The sequence below is a fragment of the Bacillus sp. EB106-02-03-XG38 genome, assembly GCF_058792175.1.
In genome coordinates this window covers 26487-50044 of the sequence record NZ_JBYTED010000007.1, presented here as the reverse complement: position 1 = coordinate 50044, position 23558 = coordinate 26487, and the positions used below count along the sequence as shown (strand labels likewise).

Genomic DNA, 23558 nt, shown 5'->3' with positions numbered 1-23558 from the left:
GTGTAATAATGATACAAAAGCAACATGAGAGTAAGTTGGAAGTTGGTCAAACGTTTCCTGTGACAATTAAACGTCTTGGGATTAACGGAGAAGGCGTTGGTTATTTTAAGAGACAAGTTGTTTTCATTCCAGGGGCATTACCAGGAGAAGAAGTTGTTGCTGAAACAACGAAAATTCAGCGTGGTTTCGCTGAAGCAAAAGTGAAAAAAGTTCGTAAAGCTTCACCACATCGTGTGAAAGCGCCATGTCCAGTATATGAAGAGTGCGGCGGCTGTCAGCTGCAACATTTAGATTATAAAGAACAATTAAATCAAAAGCGTGATATTGTTGTACAAGCATTTGAGAAGTATATGAACAACAGTTTAGAAGAGAAAATTCGTCCAACGCTTGGTATGGAAAATCCATGGCATTATCGTAATAAGAGTCAATTACAAGTGGGACGTAAAGACGAAAAGGTTATTACAGGACTGTATAAACAAAACTCACATCAGTTAATTGATATTGCTCATTGTATGATTCAACATAAGGCAACGAATGAAGCAACAAAAGTTGTAAGACGTATATTAGAAAAGTTAAATGTTTCTATTTATAATGAGAAAAAGCAAAAAGGTTTAGTACGTACAATTGTGACACGTACTGCAGTTCAAACAGGGGAAGTACAAGTCACACTTATTACAACAAAAGAAGAATTGCCGAATAAGGAGCAATTTATCGCAGAAGTACAAAAGCAAATGCCAAGTGTGAAATCAATTATGCAAAACGTAAACTGGCGTAAAACATCGGTTATTTTCGGTGATAAAACATTTAAATTAGCTGGAAAAGAAGTAATTCAAGAAACACTTGGTGATTTATCATTTGAATTATCAGCACGTGCATTCTTCCAGTTGAATCCGGAACAAACGGTTGTTTTATATGATGAAGCGAAGAAAGCAGCAGCTTTAACAGGTGATGAGAAAATTGTAGATGCGTATTGTGGCGTTGGTACAATCGGTCTTTGGCTTGCAAATGATGCAGCGGAAGTACGTGGTATGGATGTAATTCCAGAAGCAATTGCAGATGCAAGAAAAAATGCGAAGCGTCACGGATTTACAAATACGAAATATGAAGCAGGTAAAGCTGAACAATGGTTACCGAAATGGGTAAAAGAAGGATGGCGTCCAGATGTAATTGTTGTCGATCCACCTCGTACAGGTTGCGATGATAAATTATTGGAAACAATTTTAAAGGTGAAGCCGAAACAAGTTGTTTACGTATCTTGTAATCCTTCTTCATTAGCTCGTGATGTACAAGCATTAATGAAGAGTTATGAAGTGGAGTATGTGCAACCAGTTGATATGTTCCCGCATACAGCTCATGTAGAAAATGTAGTGAAGCTTGTTAGAAAGTAGAGTTTATTCATATTCCCTCACGATATGAGGGAATATTTTCTATGAAGGAGAGTAAAATGAATAATTATAAATTAACGATTCAGTACGATGGTGCACGTTTTAAAGGATGGCAACGTCTCGGTAATAACGATAATACGATTCAAGGAAAAATCGAAAGTGTTATATCTGAAATGGTCGGAAAAGAAATTGAAATTATCGGTTGCAGTAGAACTGACGCTGGTGTGCATGCTTTGAATCAAGTTGCTAACTTTCAAAGTGATGAAAAGTTAGTGGAACATAAAGTGAAAAAATATTTGAATCAATATTTACCAAATGATATTAGCATTACGAACGTGGAAGAAGTACAAGACCGCTTCCATGCTCGTTACAATTCTAAAGCAAAAACATATCTTTATAAGATTTGGAATGAAGAGCATACAAATCCATTTATGCGTAAATACAGCATGCATGTGAATAAAAAATTAAATGTGAAAAGCATGAAAGAAGCTGCGAAACATTTAGTTGGTTCACATGACTTTACTGCTTTTTCAAATGCGAAATCAAAGAAAAAGTCTATGGTTCGAGAAGTATATACACTTGAAGTGATGGAAGAGGCAGGATTCGTACAAATTAGAGTAAGTGGTAACGGATTCCTTCATAACATGGTGCGAAAAATTGTTGGAGCATTAATTGAAGTTGGATTAGGACAATTAGATGCTGGAGCAATTCCGCACATTTTAGAGTCGAAACAACGTAATCAGATTAATTGCCTTGCTGAGGCAAGTGGTTTGTATTTGGAGAATGTTGAGTTTTAATAGTCAGTAAAAAAATCGAGCTGTGTAGGCTCGATTTTTTTTATGCTTTAGCGTTAAAAAGATTTCTCTTTCTTCATCCGTATCTTCAAATTCCAAAAAGCAGCAAGCATAATAGCTGCAAAGGAGCCGCTAATTGTTGCTAATAGCTTTGCATAAGGATAGGTATTTATATTAATGAGTAGCATCATACATAGAAGGGTAGGGAAGAAGGCTAAGTATTGTAACAACTTTAATCTTTTATCATTACTCATATACATCGTTCCTTTCTAGTATGTTATATGTTTATTATAGCATATTTTACCAAATGTTTATTTGTACATTAAAGCAGATTTATGCTGCATTAAAAAGCAATAAAATTCGAATTGGTGAGGGCTAGTAATCCACTCATCCAAGCTTCATCTCATATGTGTAAATGCAGTTTTTTAATTCGATATTGTAAGTTTTGTCTACTTAATCCTAAAAACTTTGCAGCTTGTGAGATATTACCGTGATATTCTTTTAGAATTTGATTGATGTAGTTCTTTTCCATTGCTTCTATTGTGTGTTTTAACGTTTTAGGTGTATCAGTATCGTTATTAGTTAGGGAAGGTTGCAGATTGAATTCTTTTTTTATTCGTTCGCGAAAGCGAGTGGGAAGATGAAACGCTGTAATGATATTTTCATCTTCAACCAAGTTCATTGAACCTTCAATGATGTGTTCCAATTCTCGTACATTTCCGGGCCAATCATATGCATACAAGAATTCCCTTACATGTACATCTATATCTGTTACGCTAAGTTCAAATTGAATATTGTACTTTTCGATAAAGTGCTGAACAAGAGCGGGAATATCTTCTTTTCGTTCGCGTAAAGGCGGGAGACATAAAGTAACGACGCTTAATCGGTAATATAAGTCTTCCCGTAATCGATTGTGTGTAATAGCTTCAAGAGGGTCTTCATTAATAGTTGCTATAATGCGAACGTCAATTTCTTTTTCTTGTGTGCCTCCGACTCTTCGTATTGTTTTTTCTTGTATAGCTCGCAGCAACTTTGCTTGAAGTGCTGGACTTAACGAATTGATCTCATCTAATAACAAAGTTCCTCCGTTCGCTTCTTCAAATAAACCAGCTTTATCGATAGCTCCTGTAAATGCACCTCGGTTCGTACCAAATAATAGGCTTTCCATGAGTGTATCAGGTATAGCGGCACAGTTTTGTGAAATAAAAGGTTTTATTGAACGCTGACTTTCATTATGGATACTTTGTGCAAATAGTTCTTTACCGGTCCCTGTTTCCCCTACGAGAAGTATGGATGAGGATGTGCGAATGACTCTTTTCGCTTCTGTAATGACGGATTGAATAGCACTAGAATCCCCAATTATATGATCGAAGGTAAACTTGTTATTTGTTTTTCGAGCAAGGCTCGTTTTCATCGTTTGTTTGGAATGGTTAATCTCTGTTGAAATTTCAATAGCGCCTTTAATTTTTCCATTTTCTATTATAGGGAAAGTATTGTTAATCGTCGTAATTTCTTGCCCTTTATTGTTAAAATACGTTTGTTTTATATTTTTGTTTGTTTTTCCTAATTTTAATGCCTCTATAAGAGTACTATTTTTATTTTCTTCAAATGCGAATACTTCTAAAGGACTTTTATATAGTACATCTGAGCGTTCCATTGATTCAATTTCCATCATTTTGCGGTTGTAGATAATCGTTTTGCTTTCCTCATTAATAATATGAATCCCGATATCGAGCTCATTGAGTAAAGTTTCATATAGCATATTCATTTCAATGATCTGTTTCAAATTAATTTCTTCTGTACGCATAGATTATCTTCTCCTCATTTCACCCTATGAAGACTGACTTTTTATAATTTTATTAAAATTCTTATAAAATCGCAAAATTTTTTTGCGATTTTCCTTTTAAAACTTCTTACAAGATAGAAAAAATTTGCGGTTATGAAGATTTTTTTGTGAGGAACCCTCATTTTAAATAGGAATTTAAGATTGGTACGCATTTTGCATAAAGAATAGTTGAAATCTCTAAAGGAGGGATATGCAACGTTTCAGTACCAATTAATAAGAAGGAGGAGTTTATAAAGTGAAGACGGTTATAGAAGGCGTGTATAGTCCTTGTTACGGGAAAGTTGAGAAGTTATTTGTTACGGAAAGTTCTTACGTATACGAATGGGAGAAATTAGCGTTAATTGAAACAATAGATAAGCAGAAAGTAGAAATTAAGGTAGGAATCAGTGGGTATATCGAGTCATTAGAAGTAGTAGAAGGACAAGCTATCGCTAATAAAAAGTTATTAATAACAGTGAGGGATGATCTTTTAATAACAGGTAGTGATTAATATTATGTATTTTGCTCTTTTTAATAATTATTTTTATTATGAACATTTTTTTAAACGCTTACATGAAATGGGGGGATTTATATGATGGATCAAAACCAAGGGTTAAAAAGGGAATTGAAAAGTAGGCACATATTTATGATTGCACTTGGAGGAGTTATTGGTACCGGTCTTTTTTTAGGATCTGGGTATACAATTCATGAGGCTGGGCCTGGAGGAGCGATTGTAGCGTATCTTGTTGGAGGATTTGTTATGTATTTAACGATGCTCTGTCTTGGGGAATTAGCTGTTGCGATGCCTGACGCAGGATCTTATCAAACGTATGCTACGAAGCACATTTCCCCTGCAGCAGGTTATGTAGTCGGATGGATGTCGTGGCTAAACTGGTCTGCTACGATAGGTATTGAACTAATTGCAGTTAGTATTTTAATGAAACGATGGTTTCCTGATATACCGTCATGGATTTGGTGCGTAGTGTTTGCGGTACTGCTTTTTGCTATCAACGCGTTATCCTCAAGAAGTTTTGCAGAAGTTGAATTTTGGTTTGCAAGTATTAAAGTTATTACGATCATTGCATTTATTATTTTGGGCGGGGCAGCAATGTTTGGTTTTCTAGATATGAAAGGAAATGAACCAGCACCGATGTTTTCTAGCTTTACGGAGTATGGAGGATTGTTTCCAAATGGATTATCAGCGATTTTAATAACGATGATCGCAGTTAATTTCTCCTTCCAAGGAACGGAGCTTGTTGGTATTGCAGCTGGAGAGAGTGAAAATCCAGAAAAAACAATCCCGAAGGCAATTAATAATACAGTTTGGCGTATACTGGTGTTCTTTGTATTATCTATTTTCATTCTTGCAGGATTATTCCCATGGCAACAAGCAGGAGTGATAGAAAGTCCATTCGTAGTTGTATTTGATAAAATTGGTATTCCTTATGCAGCTGATATTATCAATTTCGTGATTATTACAGCAGTACTATCCGTTGCGAATTCAGGATTATATGCAACTTCTCGTATGCTGTGGTCTATGTCTAATCAAGGAATGATTAGTCCGATTTTTGGTAAGTTATCTAAAAATGGTGTTCCTATTTATGCATTGATTGTAAGTACGATTGTAGGGTGTCTTTCATTACTATCAGGTATTTATGCGGAAGATACAGTTTATTTATGGCTGCTTTCTATTGCCGGATTTGGGGCGATATTAGTTTGGGCATCTATTGCTCTATCTAACTTATTAGCTAGAAGGTCATATGTTAAGCAGGGCGGGGATGTGAAGGACTTGAAATTTAAGACACCGCTGTATCCATTCGTACCATTGCTTGCGTTAGTATTAAATGTAACAGTAATTGTAGGTATGGCCTTTATTCCAGAACAAAGAATGGCATTGTATTGTGGTATTCCATTTATGATTGTTTGTTTACTGTTTTACCGTGCGACAAGAAATAAGGCACGTAAGGTAGAACATATTGAAAAGACAAAAACAACAGAAATAGAGAGTTTATAATAGTGATTAATTTGGAGACTGTAAAATTGTAAACAGTCTCTTTTTTTTGTGAAAATAAAGCTGGAAACATACTATGTATGCAAAGGGGAATTAGCGATGAATCAAGGAGTTTTACAGCTGTTAAAACAAATAGATTTAAGGAAAGAAGAATTGCTGGAACTTACAAAAACATTAATTCGTTTTGAAACACCAGCACCGCCGGCGAGAAATACAAATGAGGCGCAAGAATTTGTTGCGGATTTCCTCAGAAAACGAAATTTTAGTGTAGATAAATGGGATGTATATCCAAATGATCCGAACGTTGTTGGGGTGAAAAAAGGGATAGAAAGTGACACGCATAAAAGTCTTATTATTAACGGACATATGGATGTAGCTGAAGTGTCAGCAGATGAGGTGTGGGAAACGAATCCGTTTGAGCCGTTTATAAAAGATGGTTGGTTAGTCGGACGTGGTGCGGCAGATATGAAAGGTGGACTGGCTGGAGCGCTATTTGCTATTCAGCTTTTTCAAGAAGCTGGCATTGAATTACCTGGAGATTTAATCTTTCAATCCGTAATTGGGGAAGAAGTTGGAGAGGCAGGTACACTTCAATGCTGCAGGCGAGGTTATGATGCTGATTTTGCAGTCGTAGTGGATACGAGTGATTTGCATATGCAAGGACAGGGCGGCGTAATTACTGGATGGATTACTGTGAAAAGTCCTCAGACGTTTCATGATGCAACACGCAGGCAAATGATCCATGCGGGAGGACGTTTATTCGGGGCGAGTGCGATTGAAAAAATGATGAAAATTGTGCAAAGTTTACAAGAGCTAGAACGTCATTGGGCAGTTATGAAAACATATGAAGGCTATCCATCTGGAACAACAACGATTAATCCAGCTGTTATTGAAGGTGGACGGCATGCAGCGTTTATTGCAGATGAGTGCCGATTATGGATAACGGTGCACTTTTATCCGAATGAAACACATGAACAAATAATAAACGAAATTGAAGAGTATATTGGGAGAGTAGCAGCTGCTGATCCATGGTTAAGTGAAAACCCACCAAAATTTAAGTGGGGGGGAGAATCAATGATTGTGGATCGTGGTGAAATTTTCCCTTCATTAGAAGTAGATAGTGAACATGCAGCTGTAAAAACGCTTAGCTCAGTACACGAATCAATTCTATCTCAAAATGCAATTTTAGATATGTCTGCAACGGTAACGGATGGTGGTTGGTTTAGTGAATTTCATATTCCAGCTGTTATTTACGGACCAGGTACATTAGAAGAAGCTCATTCAATAAATGAGAAAGTTGAAGTAGAACAGTTAATTGAATTTACAAAAGTAATAACAGCATTTATATATGAATGGTGTCATACAAAAAAATAGATTAGTATGTTGAAATCGTACAGGTATGTATACTTGTACGATTTTTTAGTGAACTATTTCAGAGTTGAATAGAAACAACTGAAATAGTTCTATATTTTTCTATGTCTTGCGTTTTAATTCAATTAATTTCTCTTTCGCTAATTCAACAGCAATTGCATCATCTAAATAGCCAATCGGAAAGAGATAATCGGGGATAATGTCTGTTGATAAAATGAAATACAGTAATGCGCCTCCGAGAACCGCACGTTCCTCGTTTGAAATAGTCTCATTACAAAATTGTTGATACATATCTGTTAATTGTTCAATGAAAGGACCGGCGCTATCAATTTGTTCTAATTTGCTCGCGAAACTTTCATGAATACGTTTCTCGCCTTCTGTTGTTTGAGCATAGCGTTCATAGTTTTCAAGTTCTTGTTTGACGCGAGTTGTTGTGTAGTCGAAATCAAATAAGTTAGAGGATTGCAGCGTTTGCTGGATTGTATCAAGAGATGTGTACATATCCGTCTTCTCTTTATTAATGTGAGGAGAATCAGGATACATTTCATCAAATAATAATTGGGGCGGAACTTGCAGACATTCTGCAAATTTTTGTAGATGTTTTTGTTTTGGTGGTTGTTTACCATTCATAATTCTTGAGATTGTTGCAGGATCAATATTTGTAAGCATTCCGAGTTGGCGCATAGATAAGGCACGTTCTTTTAAAAGTTTTTTTATTAATGTACTAAGCCGCTCATTTGGATTTTCTTTAGGCATAGTGAAGGCACTCCTTTTTTAATGTTGAAAAAATGTTGAGCATTTATTACATGTATATGAAACAGACAGGCACAGTTGCTCAACATTTTCATAAGATGCATGGAAAAGTGAGAAAAAGGGGTGGCTGTTTATGAGTACGGCAGGTTTATTTTCAATTTTTTTAATCGGGATTGCTTCTAATTTAGATAATGCAGGTGTTGGGATTGCATATGGCATTCGTAAAATCAGAATTTCGTGGCTTAACAATTTTATCATCGCATTTTTTGGATTTTTATTTACTTTATTAGCTGGCTTTTTTGGAAACTGGATTGCATTATTTATTTCAGAGTTTACCGCAAACCTAATTGGAGCAATCGTTTTAGGGATAATCGGGGTGTTTATTTTGTGCCAGCCTTTCTTGGGGCAAAGAAATACCGTAAGCTCTAAAGATGGTAATGTACTTATGGGGATTTTACGTGATCCAGAAAAAGCAGATTTTGATGGTTCTAAAACAATTAGTTTTTCAGAAGCAATTGTTTTAGGGATTGCGTTGTCTATTAATAATATTGCAGGTGGATTTGATGCTGGAGTAACAAACTTGAACCTGTGGTTTACAGCAACTATTTCTGGGGTGTTTAGTTTTATTTGTATTAGTGGATTTGCGTATGTAGGAAAACGATTTTTAGCAGAATACTTAGGGAAATGGGCTACGGTTATTGCAGGAGTGTTATTAATTCTTATTGGGATTGATCAGTTGTTGTAAGGATAAGAGAAAAAACAAGGTTCGAGTATTTCCTTGGAAATACAGCAAGGGATTGCATATATCGACGTACTTTTCTCCATACTAATACGGATTTCTTTTAAGAAAGGGGGATTTGTATGGGACGCGGGAAAGCATTTGATCATAAGAAAAAAGGGCATGATCACCAACCACCTAAAGGTGCGTTCATTCATAAAGATGTAAATGAACATACTTTGGAAGAGGAAGAGCTACCAGTAAATATTGAAGCGTATAAAAATAGTTTAAAAAAACATTAAAAGCACCTACATAGGTGCTTTTTTTAACGTATATCTTCAATTAATTGTTCCGATTCTTCATGCATACTGTACTCACTTAATACTTGGATACAAAGCCACTTTAATTCTTCGATTGTATGTTCAAGTTCTTCAGGAAGCACATGATGAATGTCTTCAAGTCCCATTCCGAAATGAATAAGTTCAAGTACTTGATCATCGATGTTCCGATCCATTAATAGTTCAAGTACTTCTAAATTGAATATGTATCGGTGAGCTTCATCGAGTGAAACCACTTTTAACTTCAAGCTTTCTACAATACTCAATATAAAGAGAAGAATTGTTTTTTCAAGAACAGGCTGTTTTTCCATCTGAAATATTAGTTTCATCCTTCACACCTCCACATATAGCGCTAGGTTGTACTATACTATTCAGGGTGGGGGAGCAAATATGCATGATATAGAGAAACTTTCAGTACGGTTTTTGTAAGGGCATGGATAGCTGATAAAGTTGAGGTTTTTTATGAAATAAAAAATCCTGCTAGTATAGCAGGATAACTCTCAATTAAAAAATACTCCAACCTTCTTGAGCAGAAAGAAGTTCAAGAATCTTAAAACCAGCGATACTATTTCCGTTTGCATCTAAAGCCGGTCCGAAAATACCAATTCCCATTTCTCCTTTTACGCAGCCGAAAATACCACCAGCTACACCACTTTTAGCTGGAATACCAACACGAATCGCAAATTCGCCAGACTCGTTATACATACCACATGTAACCATAAATGTTTTACAAATTTTCGTAATATGTTTAGGGATAATTTGTTTTTTCTTATATGGATCATAGCCATCCATCGCAAAAATTAAGCCGATACGTGCTAAATCGATACAGTTTACTTCAACTGCACATTGACGAGTGTATAAATCCATAAGTTCTTCAATGTCACAATCGATAATTCCGTTTTGTTTCATATAGTAACAAAGAGAACGGTTTAAGTAAGCTGTCTCCAATTCTGAATTGGCAACTTTAGAAGAATAATTAATAGTAGGATTATCTGTTATTTCACGTACAAAATGAAGGATGCGCTCCATTTTTTCTTCATTATCTTTTCCTGCTAGCATGCTTGTAATAGCTAGCGCTCCTGCATTAATCATTGGATTAAGTGGTTTAGAAGGACTTGTCGTTTCTAACTTAATAATAGAATTAAATGGATCGCCAGTTGGCTCCATTCCAACTTTAGAAAATACATATTCTTCACCACGATCTAAAAGGGCAAGTGCAAGTGTAATTACTTTTGAAATACTTTGAAGAGTAAATAGTGTTTGTGAGTTGCCAGCATGGATGTATTCTGTTTCTTTATGGAAAATGGCAATCCCTAAATCATCTGGATTTGCATTTCCTAGTTCGGGGATATAAGTAGCAAGCTTTCCTTTTTTCGTATATGGTTTTACTTGTTCTAACAACTGTTGTAAGTTGTTTGTTTCAATGCACTGCATAGTACCAACGCTCCTATTTCGAATTAACTACGTTTACTTTTCCCGATATGCTCGGAAATAAATAATAACATGAAAAAGTGGAATGATAAAACGAAAGTTACATGTTCTATAGTAGGTATTTCGTTTCGGGTATTCTATATTGAAAAAGGAGAATTTTCCTTTTATATAACAGTTTGGAAATAGGATATTTATCCATAAAAAATTCGAAAATAAAAACTACACATCTATACAACTATATGTTATTATGGTTATGTAAATAGAAAGCGTTTTCTAAGGCGTACTTATAATGATAACGATTTCATAAATTTGATAGGGGGAATTAAAATGTTGCAGTTTCTACAACGTATTGGTAAAGCGTTAATGCTTCCAATCGCCGTACTACCAGCAGCAGGATTATTGCTTCGTTTAGGACAAGAAGACGTATTTAACATTCCTGTTATGGCACAGGCCGGTGCAGCAATTTTTGATAATTTAGCACTTATTTTTGCAATTGGTGTTGCAATCGGTTTGTCTGTTGACGGTAGTGGAGCAGCTGGACTTGCCGGAGCAATCGGATATCTTGTTTTACAAAATACAACGAATGCTCTAAGTAAGACATATTCAGCGGCAGAGTTAAATGATAAATTAAAAAGTGTTCAAGATTTAGTCGGTTCAGTAGACCCAACTAAATTAGCAGATACAATGACAAAGGTTTCAAAAGCAGCGGCGTTAACGCCGAAAATTAATATGGCCATACTCGGTGGTATTATTGCAGGGGTTGTTGCTGGGTTACTATACAACAAATTCCATAAGATTAAGCTACCAGAATGGTTAGGATTCTTTGCAGGAAAACGTTTTGTACCAATTATTACTTCAATCGTAATGCTTCTTTTAGGATTAGTATTCGGTCAAATTTGGCCAACAATTCAAAGTGGTATTGATGCAGTAGCACATGGTATCGTGAACTTAGGTTCAATTGGTGCTGGTTTATTCGGATTGTTAAACCGTTTATTAATTCCAATCGGTTTACACCACGTAATGAACACATACTTCTGGTTCGTACTTGGTGACTTTACAAATGCAGCTGGCGATATCGTTCATGGTGATATTGCACGATTCTTTGCAAAAGATCCATCAGCAGGTATGTTCATGACTGGTTTCTTCCCAATCATGATGTTCGGTTTACCAGCAGCATGTTTCGCAATGATTGCAGCTGCTAAACCAGAAAAACGTAAAATGGTTACAGGTATGTTAGGTGGTCTAGCATTAACTTCATTCTTAACTGGTATTACAGAACCAATTGAATTCTCATTCATGTTCTTATCACCAGTATTATATGGAATTCATGCTGTATTAACAGGTCTGTCTCTATTCATTACAACAACACTTGGCATTCATGATGGTTTCTCATTTAGTGCCGGGGCAATCGATTACTTCTTAAACTTCGGTATTGCAACAAAACCATTGTTACTAGCAGGAATCGGTTTAATTTACGCAGCAATTTACTTTGTAGTATTCTACTTCTTAATTAAGAAGTTCGACTTAAAAACTCCTGGTCGTGAAGACGAAGAGGAGCTAACTGAAGGTGAGGAAGCTCCAGTTGCAGGTTCAATTGGTGAAACTTACGTAGCAGCTTTAGGTGGAAAAGAAAACTTAACAGTTATTGATAACTGTGCAACACGTCTACGCTTACAAGTAAAAGATGCCGGTCAAGTAAACGAAGCAGCATTAAAACGTGCTGGTGCAAAAGGTGTTATGAAATTAAGTAATACGAGTGTTCAAGTTATCGTAGGTACAAATGTTGAATCTGTTGCCGATGATATGAAAAAACACGTATAAATAATAAGATAAGAGGATATCCGAAAAGATTGATGACATCAATTTTTTAGAGGATATCCTCTTTTTTTGTTAACAATTTAACAGCAATCTTACTTTTGTAAATTTTCTTTTTCTTTTTTATACATATAGGTTGGTAATATGCGCAGTGCGTGATAAAGTAGGGATGACATAGAATGGATTATCCATAATCTACTAATTTTTTTTAGTAGAGGAAGTAAATTATTGTTGAGTAAGGGGAAAAAAGCAATCATGGATCAGGAAAAAAATAATACGAATGGGAAAGCACGTCGGCCGATTGTATACATAAAAAGAACAATCATTCTCGTCTTACTATTTTCAGTTGTATATTTCATGTATACAAAAATTGTTGCGGATAATAAGAAAGAAGAAACTTTAAAAGCAGCAGCAGAAATGAAGAAACAAGAAGAGCTAAAAAAGAAAGAAGAAAAAAAGAAGCAAGAAGCACAAAAACAAAAAGAGCAGGAAGAACAAGTGAAGCAAGCACAAGCTGTGGAGAAGCCTGCTGAGGGACCACCTCAAGAAATTAATGAAAACGCTCAATTAGATCAATATTTACAAAACGCAGGATTTAGCGGGACAGCTGTTATTGTGAAGAACGGAAAAGTTCTTTTGAATAAAGGATACGGTATGGCGAACAAAGAGAAACAAGTGCCGAATAATTCAGAGACAACTTTTTATATTGGATCTATTTCAAAGGCGTTTGTAGCGACTGCTATTATGCAATTAAAAGATCAAAATAAGTTGAACGTAGAGGATACGGTTGCAAAGTATATTCCAGATTTTCCTCAAGGTAATGGTATTCAGTTAAAACATTTACTAACACATACATCAGGTATCCCAGAGTATGAACAGGGAACAGAGGATATTTCTCATGAGGAATTAATAAAGCGAATAGGAAAACAAAAGCGTGTTGGGAGTCCAGGGGAGAAATGGAAATATTCCGATTCGAACTATTCGATACTTGCCTACATTGCTGAGAAGGTAAGTGGACAACCGTTAGAAGAATATATTAAACAACATATTTTTGCTACTGCGGGTATGAAACACTCTGGTTTCGGTAAAGCGTTAGAGCAAACAAGGTTTCCATCGACAGGTTATAAAATAGTAAATAACAATATGACAACACCGAATATTCCAAGTATGTCACAACTATATGGTTGTGGTGATATATATACAAGTGCACATGATTTATATTTATTTAATGAAGCACTCTTCTCTGGAAAGTTAATTTCAAAAGAGAGCTTTAATCAAATGTTTACAGGCGGAAAAAAAGATTACGGATTTGGATGGTACGTAGACCCGGGAAGTTATTCGAATCACGGTGTAATGCCAGGATGGAATTGCTTAAATGGATTTAGTAAAAACGGAAGTGTGTATGTCGTTTTATTATCTAACATTCAAAACAATATTAAATCGTTTGGTAAAGTGAATAACGATATTTATACGATGTTACGAAATATTGAAGTGTAAAAGACTATCCGATTGGATAGTCTTTTTTTATTGAGGAAGTGTATATGTAATGGGATAATGAAATAAAGTGAAACTTTAATCAGTGGGGGTCTTACTACCCGTCGAATAGCGGGATAAATGGAAAAGGGGGAGGGATATGAGTATACATAAGCATCATGCACGTAATGCAAAACGCATTTTTTTTGTATCTGTACTTGTATGGATTATCGTCGCAATTGGATTAGTGATGGAATATAAAAAAGGGATGCTATTCACCTCGGAGAAAGAAAATCTGAAACTAATAGGTGTTGTAATACCAGCATTTGGATTATTAATATATAGTTTTATAGAAAAAAGAAGATCAAAGATGCTTAAACAGGAAATTTATAATATAGACGCTTCTGAATTATTTGAGCAACAAAAATTTGTTGTTCGCAAAGAGATAGGGATATTTCAAGTAATAACATACTTTGGATTAGATGGCAGCGCAGTAGGGTTTTTAAAAGAAGAGTATGATTTAGTTAGTCAACGTGTATGGAAAGCTGTACTTTCTTTTCTTTTTAAAGGACTACATAAGCAACAGTTTTATTTATATAATCACTCGGGAGAAAGATTGTTGCGTGTTCAAAAGGAAATGGGAGTACGCAATTTCTATACTTTTTTTAATGTAGATGGAAAGAAGATTGGAGAGTTGAAACAAGTACTAAGTTTAACTAAGTGGGAATGGATCTTTTTAGGGGTGGATGGTAAAGAATTTGGTAAAGTGGCTGGCGATTTTTCAGCAACAATGCAGAAAATTGATTGGCGAGATGGAACGCATATTGGTGTGAAAGAAGATGGTATTCCGTTAGAAGCTGTTAAGTATTTCTCTGTAAGTGGTGGTTCACTTGTTACAGCTTCTATAAGTGAACAGGCAGAGTTGCCACGAGCGGTTTATTATAGTGTAGCTGCTATTGTTACAATTGAAAATTAAAATATATATAAAGGTAGATGGGATACCATCTATCTTTTTTGTGTGATTAGAAAAGATTGTTTCCTTGAAAAATGTATGCCTTACCTATCACAAAAAAAGTCTGCTTTGTATACATTAAGATGTATGGATGTATTTTTAGAATTTAAAAATAATAGGAGGAGAAATATATGTGTCTGTTCGGTAAGTATTGGGAAAAGTTATCGAGATTGTTTAATAGGCAATTAGATTATTTTTTAGATAATAAGTTGCTACCTGCTGTGGAAAGACTTTTATTTTCACAAAACTTCGCGAGATTTATTCAAAGAAACTCTAAGCAAGCTACGGAAGAATTTATTGAATCAAGTAGATTTCAATCTATTATTTGTAACATTTTAAAAGAATGTAATACATCACCTTTTAAAGAAATTGCAGAGCAGTATTTGGGTAAAAACGTAGAAATTACTGTGACAGTTGGACAGTTAACGGGTGTGATTGTAGCGGTTGGAGATGATTTCTTAACACTGCAAGAAGGAATAGGAACAGAAGTTTTATTACCATTTACAAGTATTATATCAATTAAAGAAGCGTAAGAAAGGAGAGTTATATATGTTATTTACTGATGAGTTACGTAACCATGTTGGTGAACTAGTGCAAGTTGTGACAGCTGTAGAAATCATTGCAGGCGTTCTTTTATCTGTGACGGATGGAGCAGTAATTGTTCGTACTTCTCCTTCTTATGGACCACCAGAAGATGTAGTTGTACGTATTCCTATTATTGCTTATGTTCGTTTGGAAGGGTAAGAGTGATACAAGTATGAGAGTGTCAGTTGTGATTCCAGTGCATAATGAAGCAAGTACTTTATCAAAAGTATTAGTAGAAGTGGAGAAGCTCGAACCATATGAAATTATCGTAGTAGATAATGGATCGACAGACGGTACGAAAGAAATAGCGTTACAGCATAATTGCCGTGTAATTTATTATAGATATTCTCTTGGTAATGATGTGGGACGGGCAATTGGTGCTAGGGAAGCAAAAGGTGAAATTGTTTTATTTTTAGATGGCGATATCGTTATGAAAAGTGAAGAATTATACAATTTTATTAAAGGAATACAGCAAGGACATGAGATTGTTTTAAATAATTTAACGTGGTCCGTTTATTTAAAGATGAGACCACATTATACGACGGTTGGAAAATATATGTTAAACCGTTATTTGAATAAGAAAGAGTTTGTTGTAGGATCTTTAATTGCGATACCACATGCGATAAGTCGTGAAGTGATTGAAAAACTAGGATGGTGGAATTTAGCGGATCCAGCACTATTTCAAGCGATGGCGATGTCTAGAGGGGTAGATATTTCTGATATGGCTTCAGTTGATGTCATTTACACAAATAAAGTTCGGCCTGTGCATACGGGGACATCGCCTGGCTCTCCTTATCCGAAAGCGACTAGTCGTATTATGGGGGATCATTTACGTGCTTTGCAATATGTAATCGAAACATATGGTAAGCGTGGTAGTTTTTCAGAAGGAAATAGGGATAGAGAGTTTATAGGAAAGTATGAACCAGTTTTACTACAAAAGAAAAAAGCGAAATATAGTGCTATTATCCCAGTATCAGAAGAGAAAATGACTATAAGGTCTGTTATACAAGAAGTAAAAGCAGCAGGTGTAGATGAAATTATTGTTGTTGCGAATGGAGCTGATAGGGAGACAATTAAACAAGCAAAGTTAGAGGATGTTATTGTTATTGAGTTCGAGAAAGCATTCGGTCATAATGTGGCCCGAGCGATAGGAGCTATGCATGCCACGGCGGATATTTGTTTATTTGTCGATGGTGATTTTGTTATTCCAGGAAAAAAACTAATTCCGTTTTTACATGCTATTGAAGATGGACATGATGTGGCACTAAATGATTTACAGTGCTTATTAGATAGGTCGCATCCGGCAGATCCAATTAGTATGGGAAAATATTTTGTGAATTTGGTAGCGAAACGACCAGATTTATGGAATAACTCATTAACGGCAGTCCCACATGCTATGCATAAAAAAGTAATAGAGAAAATAGGATATGATTCTCTTATTATTCCGCCACTAGCTCAAATGAAAGCTATTTTGGAGGGGTTCTCTATTACAGCGGTAGAGTTTGTAGATGTTATAAAAACAAATCGAGTACGCCCAGAGCAACATGGATTTGTAAATGGACGTATTCCAGCATTTGACCGTATTTTCGGTGACCAACTTGAGGCAATTGCGTATTTATTGCAATCCACAGACGAGCGCGGGAGTTTTACGGATGGAGAGCGGGATAGAAATATAATTCAACAATTGAGAAAGGAAGAAGGGAATACAGATGAATGTTAGTAGTACGGTTGCTATTATCGGATTAGGATATGTTGGCCTTCCCTTGGCAGTTCATTTTGCAGAGAGAGGGCATAAAGTAATTGGATTAGATAAAGATACTAGAAAAATAGAATCAATTATAAAAGGAGAAAGTTATATTCCAGATGTTTCTTCTACATTGTTACAAAGTTTATTGACTAAAAAAAAATTAATAGTAAATACACCGGATCAAGGTATTGCTGATTTTCAAAATAGTGATTATGTTATTGTCACTGTTCCGACTCCAATTAATGAAAAAAGAGAACCAGACTTAAGTGCCCTCATTTCCGCTTCGCATTATATACAACAACACCTTCAAAAAGGACAAACCTTCATTTTCGAAAGCTCCACATACCCAGGCACACTTGAGGAAGTTATTATTCCGATTATTTCTCAAGCAGGTCAAAAGGTAGGAGAAGATTTCTATATCGGATATTCCCCTGAGAGAATTGATCCGGCTAATAGTCACTATTCCGTTCAAACGATTCCAAAAGTTATTAGTGGACAAACAGAGAAGTGTAAACAAAAGGTACAGGAGTTGTATAGCACTACATTTGATGTAGTTGTTCCAGTTAGTTCTCCGAAAGTAGCGGAAATGTGTAAGTTATTTGAAAATATTCAGCGTCTAGTCAATATTTCATTAGTAAATGAGTTAAACACATTATGTGAAAGTTTAGGAATTGACTTTTATGAGGCGCTTGAAGCCGCATCTACAAAACCGTTTGGATTTACCCCGTATTGGCCAGGACCAGGAATAGGGGGACACTGCATTCCGGTAGATCCTCTATATTTTCAATGGAGAATAAAAAAGAATGGAGCAATTAGTCAATTAATTGAAGCGGCACATGTGATTAATGAAGAGATGCCAGAGAAAATAGTCCGGAAAGTAAAAGGCATGGTGCAATCACCTGCATCAGTTTTAATTGTAGGAATTGCGTATAAAAAGGATGTAAATGATTTGAGAGAATCACCGGCTTTACCAATTATTGAATTGTTAATAAAAGAAGGATATGAACTCAAATATCACGATCCATATATTTCTTCTGCAAAGTTTGAAGATAAGGTGTACCAATCTGTTTCTTTGGATGAAAAAATCGTTAAACAAGCGGGTTGTATTTTAATTCTAACTGATCACTCTAATATCGATTGGAAGCTTTTTAAAGGAATGAAGCGAGTAATAGATACACGTGGCATTATAAAGAAGGTGAGTGCATGAGTAAGAAATGTTTAATTACAGGAGGAGCGGGATTTATTGGGTCACATTTAGCTGAAGAACTAGTGAAAAGAGGCTATGTGGTCACAATCGTCGATAACTTCTATAAAGGGAAAAATAAATATCATGATGAGTTAATGAAAGAAATTCGGGTTATTCCAATAAGTGTTTTAGATAAAAATTCTATTTATGAATTAGTAAATCAACATGATGTAGTGTTTCATTTAGCAGCAATTTTAGGTGTGAAAACGACAATGGAAAAGAGTATAGAGCTTATTGAAACGAATTTTGATGGAACGAGAAACATTTTACAAGCAGCGCTAAATGGAAAGAAGAAAGTAGTCTTTGCGTCTACTTCAGAAGTATATGGTAAGGCAAAACCCCCCTTTTCTGAAGAGGGGGATCGATTATACGGGGCAACTTCTAAAATACGTTGGAGTTATGCAGTGTGTAAAACATTAGAAGAGACATTATGTTTAGGATACGCTTTAGAAGGTTTACCTGTAACGATTGTTCGTTATTTTAATATTTATGGTCCAAGAGCGAAAGATGGTCCGTATGCGGGGGTAATCCCGCGATTTATTAGTGCGGCTTTGCAAGGAGAAGACATTCTTGTATATGGAGATGGAAAGCAGACACGTTGTTTTACGTATGTAAGTGATGCGGTAGAGGCAACGATTCGAGCAATGGATGAAAAGGTAAATGGCGAAATTATTAACATAGGTTCTGAGAATGAAAAGAGTATAAAAGAAGTAGCAGAAGTAATTAAAAAACTAACGAAATCTTCTTCAGAAATTGTCCAAGTTCCTTTTGAAGAGGTGTACCCACATGGCTTTGAAGAAATTCCAAATAGAAGGCCGGATGTTGCGAAATTAAGAGAACTTGTTCAGTTTCAAGCGAAAGTAACGTGGGAAGAAGGATTGAAAGAAACTATTAAGTGGTTCCGTGAAGAAAATAATGGCTAAGTCACTATCGGTCATTATACCTGTATGTAATGAAGCTGAAACGATTTCAGGTGTTATCCAATCGGCAAAAGGATTAAATCCAATAGAGATTATTGTAGTAGCAAACGGTTGTAACGATGGTACAGAAGAGATTGCTGATCGTTTAGGGTGTAAAGTAATTAAGCATACGGAGCTGCTAGGGAACGATGTTGGCCGCGCGGTTGGTGCAAAACACGCGATAGGTGATGTATTACTATTTATAGATGGTGATTTTGTTATTCCAACTTCAAAATTACAATTATTCCTGAATCCCATTTTACATGATCAGGCCGACATCGTTTTAAATAACTTGGATGCCTTATTTTTAAAAAGGAAAAAACCCAATTCTATTACAGTATGGCGCCAAATATTAAATGCAATGTTAGAGCGTGAAGAATTAAAAATTGATTCCTTATTAGATGCACCTCATGCGTTGACGAAAGAAGTCGTTCAAAGTATTGGATATGAAAGCTTTGTTAATCCTATTGTCGCTCATTTACGCCTAGTTCAAAGCGAATGGAGAATTAGTCGGCATTGTACAATTGACGTTATTACGCCAAATAAATTTCGGCCGACCGAGCATGATGCGTATGGAACGGGTCTTTCGAGATTTGAAAAACGGATGATAGGTGATCATATAGAAGCTGTAGCGGAGCGAATAGTAGATAGTGATGAGCGCGGAGGATATTATGATGGAAATAGGAAAAGAGATAGTGTGTATCATACTTTAGATTTCGAAGATCTTTATCAAGGATGGGGCATTACATCTAAATTGTATAAAGGAAAGCAATTATCAGTCATTATTCCTGTACAAGATGAAGAGAAAACAATTGGAAATGTTATAGATGAACTTCGAAAAATTGAACCTTTTGAAATTATCGTTGTAGTAAATGGCTCGTCTGATCAAACCGCAACGATTGCAAAAGAAAAGGGAGCAACAACAATTGTATATAAAGAAGCACTTGGAAACGATGTAGGACGTTCGCTTGGAACTTACTTTGCAAAAGGTGATATGGTGCTGTTTGTAGACGGTGACTTTGTTATCCCAGCTAGGGAACTATATCCTTTCGCAAAAGCTATTGCAGATGGAATGGATGTTGCATTAAATGATCTAAATCATTATCTAGATTTAAGAGTACCACTTCATCTTGTAACTGCATTTAAATATGCATTAAATTTAGCTTGTGATAGAAAAGATCTAGGAGTAGGCTCTCTTATTGCTGTACCGAATGCGTTTAGTCGTAAGTGCTTGAAAGAAATCGGTTATAGATCTTTACTGTCACCTTGTGTAGCGCAAGTGAAAGCGATTCTGTTAGGCTTTGAAATTGCATGTGTAAGTCGTGTAGAGGTCGATAAGATGAACCGTATTCGTCCCAGTGAACATTTTGCAAAAATAGGTCATCCTCCAGCTGTTTTGCGAATTATAGGTGATCATATAGAAGGATTAGAGCAATTAATTGTATTAGAAGGTAATCGTGGCGGATTCTACGATGGGAATAGAAAAAGAGATGTTTTAGAGTAGTAACAAAAAAAGTGTACAACATATGTACACTTTTTTGTTCTGTTATAAAAACTATAACAGATTAGGAGATAAGAGTATTACAGCTCTACAATGGGTATTGTTCTTATATTACAAAATAGGACTCGTATATAAGGATACAAAAAAAATACAATTAAGGGAAGTGTTAATTATAAAGACTTTTAAGTGAAATTAACACTATACGTACAGTGATTTGCTCAACATTTCACAAACATGTCACAACTATTTCGTTCACTTTCGCCAAAAAGTAGTATTCTAAGTGTGTAAGCTGTTATATAAAAAATCTTAGTCCTGTACTAATCAAAAATGGAGGAGATTAGGATGACTCAAGTATTAGAAAATGTTAAAAACGCATGGGAAAACTTTAAAGGTGAAAAATGGAAAGCAGAGATTGATGTTCGCGATTTCATTTTAAATAATGTAACCGTTTTCGAAGGGGATGAATCTTTCTTAGCGGGAGCAACTGAAGCAACGAAACAACTTTGGGATCAAGTAATGGATTTAACAACGAAAGAACGTGAAAACGGTGGCGTTCTTGATATGGATACAAAAATTGTTTCTTCTATTACATCACATGAACCAGGATATTTAAATAAAGATATTGAAAAAGTAGTCGGTTTCCAAACTGAAAAACCATTTAAACGTTCTTTACAACCATATGGTGGTATTCGTATGGCGGAACAAGCTTGTGAATCTTATGGATACGAAATGGACAAAGAACTTAGTCGTATTTTTAGAGATTGGAGAAAAACTCATAACCAAGGTGTATTCGATGCTTATACACCAGAAATGAGAAATGCACGTAAATCAGGTGTAATTACTGGTCTTCCAGATGCATACGGACGTGGACGTATTATCGGTGACTACCGACGCGTAGCATTATATGGTATTGATCATTTAATTGAAGCGAAAAAAGCAGATTTAAATTTAACTGGCGGTGTAATGAGCGAAGATACAATGCGTTTACGCGAAGAGTTATCTGAGCAAATGCGTGCACTTCAAGAGTTAAAACAAATGGCTGCTTCTCATGGCTTTGATATTTCTAAGCCAGCAACAAACACGCAAGAAGCATTCCAATGGTTATACTTCGCATATCTTGCAGCAATTAAAGAGCAAAACGGAGCTGCAATGAGTCTTGGACGTACTTCTACATTCTTAGACATTTATATTGAAAGAGATTTAGCAAATGGTACTTTAACAGAAGAAGAAGTACAAGAAATTGTGGATCACTTCATTATGAAATTACGTCTTGTGAAATTTGCAAGAACACCTGATTATAATGAATTATTCTCTGGTGACCCAACTTGGGTAACTGAGTCTATCGGTGGTATGGCATTAGATGGTCGTCCATTAGTAACAAAGAACTCATTCCGTTTCTTGCATACATTAGATAATTTAGGACCAGCTCCAGAACCAAACTTAACAGTTCTTTGGTCTAAACAATTACCACAGAACTTTAAAAACTACTGTGCGAAAATGTCTATTAAAACATCAGCAATTCAATATGAAAATGATGACATTATGCGTGCTGACTACGGTGATGACTACGGAATTGCTTGTTGTGTATCTGCAATGAGAATTGGTAAACAAATGCAGTTCTTCGGCGCACGTGCAAACTTAGCAAAAGCATTACTATATGCGATTAACGGCGGTAAAGATGAAAAATCTAAAGCACAAGTTGGTCCTGAGTATGCACCGATTACTTCTGAAGTATTAGATTATGAAGAAGTTATGCATAAGTTTGATATGACAATGGAATGGTTAGCAGGCCTGTATTTAAACACATTAAATGTTATTCATTACATGCACGATAAATATAGCTACGAACGTATTGAAATGGCACTTCATGATACAAATGTTCTTCGTACAATGGCAACAGGTATCGCGGGTCTATCTGTAGTAGCAGACTCTTTAAGTGCAATTAAGTATGCAAAAGTAAAACCAATTCGTGATGAAAACGGAATTGCAGTTGACTTTGAAATCGAAGGCGATTTCCCTAAATACGGTAATAATGATGACCGTGTAGATGAAATTGCTGTAAATCTTGTAAAAACATTTATGAATAAACTTCGTAAACATAAAACATACAGAAATTCTGTTCATACAATGTCAATCTTAACGATCACATCTAACGTTGTATACGGTAAGAAAACTGGTAACACTCCAGATGGTCGCCGTACTGGAGAACCATTTGCACCAGGTGCGAACCCAATGCATGGACGTGATACAAAAGGTGCATTAGCTTCATTATTATCTGTAGCTAAATTACCATATGAAGATGCACAAGATGGTATTTCTAATACATTCTCTATTATTCCAAAAGCACTTGGTAAAGAAGATGATGTACAAGTACGTAACTTAGTATCAATGCTTGATGGTTATGCAGTAAAAGAAGGACATCACTTAAATATTAACGTATTTAACCGTGAAACATTAATGGATGCAATGGAACATCCTGAAAAATATCCACAATTAACAATTCGCGTATCTGGTTACGCTGTAAACTTTATTAAATTAACTCGTGAACAACAAATTGATGTAATTAATCGTACAATGCATGAAAGTATGTAAGT

Annotated in this window: 23 protein-coding genes; 18 read left to right on the top strand and 5 right to left on the bottom strand. The window is 35.6% G+C overall.

The window, feature by feature from the left end:
- Positions 1 to 8: 8 nt before the first annotated feature.
- Together rlmD and truA are read left to right on the top strand one after the other, a co-directional pair.
- Positions 9 to 1388: a 23S rRNA (uracil(1939)-C(5))-methyltransferase RlmD gene (gene rlmD / locus AC3WTI_RS24520; protein ID WP_000615215.1), complete on the top strand. Its 1380-nt coding sequence runs from the start codon at positions 9 to 11 to the stop codon at positions 1386 to 1388.
- A gap of 56 nt (positions 1389 to 1444) precedes the next feature.
- Positions 1445 to 2182 (top strand): tRNA pseudouridine(38-40) synthase TruA, encoded by a 738-nt coding sequence (gene truA / locus AC3WTI_RS24515; protein WP_087957294.1) that lies wholly within the window; start codon positions 1445 to 1447, stop codon positions 2180 to 2182.
- 53 nt (positions 2183 to 2235) lie between these two features.
- On the opposite strand, the gene AC3WTI_RS24510 is transcribed toward truA, so the two are convergent.
- Positions 2236 to 2433, bottom strand: coding sequence for a hypothetical protein (locus AC3WTI_RS24510; RefSeq protein ID WP_087957293.1), 198 nt, complete (start codon positions 2431 to 2433; stop codon positions 2236 to 2238).
- A gap of 149 nt (positions 2434 to 2582) precedes the next feature.
- Complete coding sequence (locus AC3WTI_RS24505) at positions 2583 to 3986, bottom strand: sigma-54 interaction domain-containing protein (RefSeq protein ID WP_087957292.1); 1404 nt, start codon at positions 3984 to 3986, stop codon at positions 2583 to 2585.
- 274 nt (positions 3987 to 4260) lie between these two features.
- Between AC3WTI_RS24505 and AC3WTI_RS24500 the strand changes: the two genes are divergently transcribed.
- From AC3WTI_RS24500 to AC3WTI_RS24490, 3 genes are all read left to right on the top strand, one after another.
- Positions 4261 to 4515: a biotin/lipoyl attachment domain-containing protein gene (locus tag AC3WTI_RS24500; protein WP_016716379.1), complete on the top strand. Its 255-nt coding sequence runs from the start codon at positions 4261 to 4263 to the stop codon at positions 4513 to 4515.
- A gap of 81 nt (positions 4516 to 4596) precedes the next feature.
- A complete protein-coding gene (locus tag AC3WTI_RS24495) occupies positions 4597 to 6018 on the top strand; it encodes an amino acid permease (protein ID WP_087957291.1) in 1422 nt (473 codons plus the stop codon).
- A gap of 48 nt (positions 6019 to 6066) precedes the next feature.
- Positions 6067 to 7389: an acetylornithine deacetylase gene (locus AC3WTI_RS24490; protein WP_142286582.1), complete on the top strand. Its 1323-nt coding sequence runs from the start codon at positions 6067 to 6069 to the stop codon at positions 7387 to 7389.
- Positions 7390 to 7488: 99 nt separating this feature from the next.
- On the opposite strand, the gene AC3WTI_RS24485 is transcribed toward AC3WTI_RS24490, so the two are convergent.
- Positions 7489 to 8142, bottom strand: a complete 654-nt coding sequence (locus tag AC3WTI_RS24485) for a helix-turn-helix domain-containing protein (protein ID WP_097840564.1) — start codon at positions 8140 to 8142, stop codon at positions 7489 to 7491.
- Positions 8143 to 8272: 130 nt separating this feature from the next.
- Here AC3WTI_RS24485 and ytaF point away from each other — a divergent pair, with 130 nt between their 5' ends.
- Complete coding sequence (ytaF, locus tag AC3WTI_RS24480; protein WP_087957288.1) at positions 8273 to 8884, top strand: sporulation membrane protein YtaF; 612 nt, start codon at positions 8273 to 8275, stop codon at positions 8882 to 8884.
- A 116-nt stretch (positions 8885 to 9000) separates the two neighbouring features.
- On the top strand, positions 9001 to 9159 hold the full coding sequence (locus tag AC3WTI_RS24475; RefSeq protein ID WP_000532409.1) for a hypothetical protein: 159 nt from the start codon (positions 9001 to 9003) through the stop codon (positions 9157 to 9159).
- A 23-nt stretch (positions 9160 to 9182) separates the two neighbouring features.
- On the opposite strand, the gene AC3WTI_RS24470 is transcribed toward AC3WTI_RS24475, so the two are convergent.
- Both AC3WTI_RS24470 and glsA read right to left on the bottom strand, forming a co-directional pair.
- Complete coding sequence (locus tag AC3WTI_RS24470; protein ID WP_000766602.1) at positions 9183 to 9524, bottom strand: DUF3969 family protein; 342 nt, start codon at positions 9522 to 9524, stop codon at positions 9183 to 9185.
- Between the two features lie 175 nt (positions 9525 to 9699).
- A complete protein-coding gene (gene glsA, locus AC3WTI_RS24465; RefSeq protein ID WP_001149853.1) occupies positions 9700 to 10629 on the bottom strand; it encodes a glutaminase A in 930 nt (309 codons plus the stop codon).
- A 69-nt stretch (positions 10630 to 10698) separates the two neighbouring features.
- On the opposite strand from glsA, the gene AC3WTI_RS24460 reads away from it, so the two are divergent.
- From AC3WTI_RS24460 to pflB, 11 genes are all read left to right on the top strand, one after another.
- A complete protein-coding gene (locus tag AC3WTI_RS24460) occupies positions 10699 to 10812 on the top strand; it encodes a transcriptional regulator (protein WP_087957287.1) in 114 nt (37 codons plus the stop codon).
- A 141-nt stretch (positions 10813 to 10953) separates the two neighbouring features.
- A complete protein-coding gene (gene nagE, locus AC3WTI_RS24455; RefSeq protein ID WP_087957286.1) occupies positions 10954 to 12447 on the top strand; it encodes an N-acetylglucosamine-specific PTS transporter subunit IIBC in 1494 nt (497 codons plus the stop codon).
- Positions 12448 to 12696: 249 nt separating this feature from the next.
- Complete coding sequence (locus AC3WTI_RS24450; protein ID WP_097840563.1) at positions 12697 to 13938, top strand: serine hydrolase domain-containing protein; 1242 nt, start codon at positions 12697 to 12699, stop codon at positions 13936 to 13938.
- A gap of 136 nt (positions 13939 to 14074) precedes the next feature.
- Positions 14075 to 14890 carry a sugar ABC transporter ATP-binding protein gene (locus tag AC3WTI_RS24445; RefSeq protein WP_087957284.1) on the top strand — a complete coding sequence of 272 codons (816 nt, stop codon included), beginning with the start codon at positions 14075 to 14077 and terminating at the stop codon, positions 14888 to 14890.
- A gap of 167 nt (positions 14891 to 15057) precedes the next feature.
- The gene (locus AC3WTI_RS24440) at positions 15058 to 15459 is read left to right on the top strand and encodes an LSm family protein (RefSeq protein WP_048527878.1); all 402 of its coding nucleotides are present in this window, start codon (positions 15058 to 15060) and stop codon (positions 15457 to 15459) included.
- A gap of 16 nt (positions 15460 to 15475) precedes the next feature.
- Positions 15476 to 15670 carry an LSm family protein gene (locus AC3WTI_RS24435; RefSeq protein ID WP_000899469.1) on the top strand — a complete coding sequence of 65 codons (195 nt, stop codon included), beginning with the start codon at positions 15476 to 15478 and terminating at the stop codon, positions 15668 to 15670.
- Positions 15651 to 17231, top strand: coding sequence for a glycosyltransferase family 2 protein (locus AC3WTI_RS24430; protein ID WP_142286590.1), 1581 nt, complete (start codon positions 15651 to 15653; stop codon positions 17229 to 17231). Before AC3WTI_RS24435 ends, AC3WTI_RS24430 begins: the two co-directional genes overlap by 20 nt.
- Positions 17221 to 18465: a nucleotide sugar dehydrogenase gene (locus AC3WTI_RS24425; RefSeq protein WP_087957282.1), complete on the top strand. Its 1245-nt coding sequence runs from the start codon at positions 17221 to 17223 to the stop codon at positions 18463 to 18465. Before AC3WTI_RS24430 ends, AC3WTI_RS24425 begins: the two co-directional genes overlap by 11 nt.
- The gene (locus AC3WTI_RS24420) at positions 18462 to 19427 is read left to right on the top strand and encodes a UDP-N-acetyl-alpha-D-glucosaminuronate decarboxylase (protein ID WP_087957281.1); all 966 of its coding nucleotides are present in this window, start codon (positions 18462 to 18464) and stop codon (positions 19425 to 19427) included. The genes AC3WTI_RS24425 and AC3WTI_RS24420 overlap by 4 nt, the downstream gene beginning before the upstream one ends.
- Entirely contained in the window at positions 19420 to 20967 is a 1548-nt protein-coding gene (locus AC3WTI_RS24415; protein WP_142286589.1) for a glycosyltransferase family 2 protein, read from the top strand. Before AC3WTI_RS24420 ends, AC3WTI_RS24415 begins: the two co-directional genes overlap by 8 nt.
- A 339-nt stretch (positions 20968 to 21306) precedes the next feature.
- Positions 21307 to 23556 carry a formate C-acetyltransferase gene (pflB, locus tag AC3WTI_RS24410; protein WP_087957278.1) on the top strand — a complete coding sequence of 750 codons (2250 nt, stop codon included), beginning with the start codon at positions 21307 to 21309 and terminating at the stop codon, positions 23554 to 23556.
- The last annotated feature ends 2 nt before the right edge of the window (positions 23557 to 23558 follow it).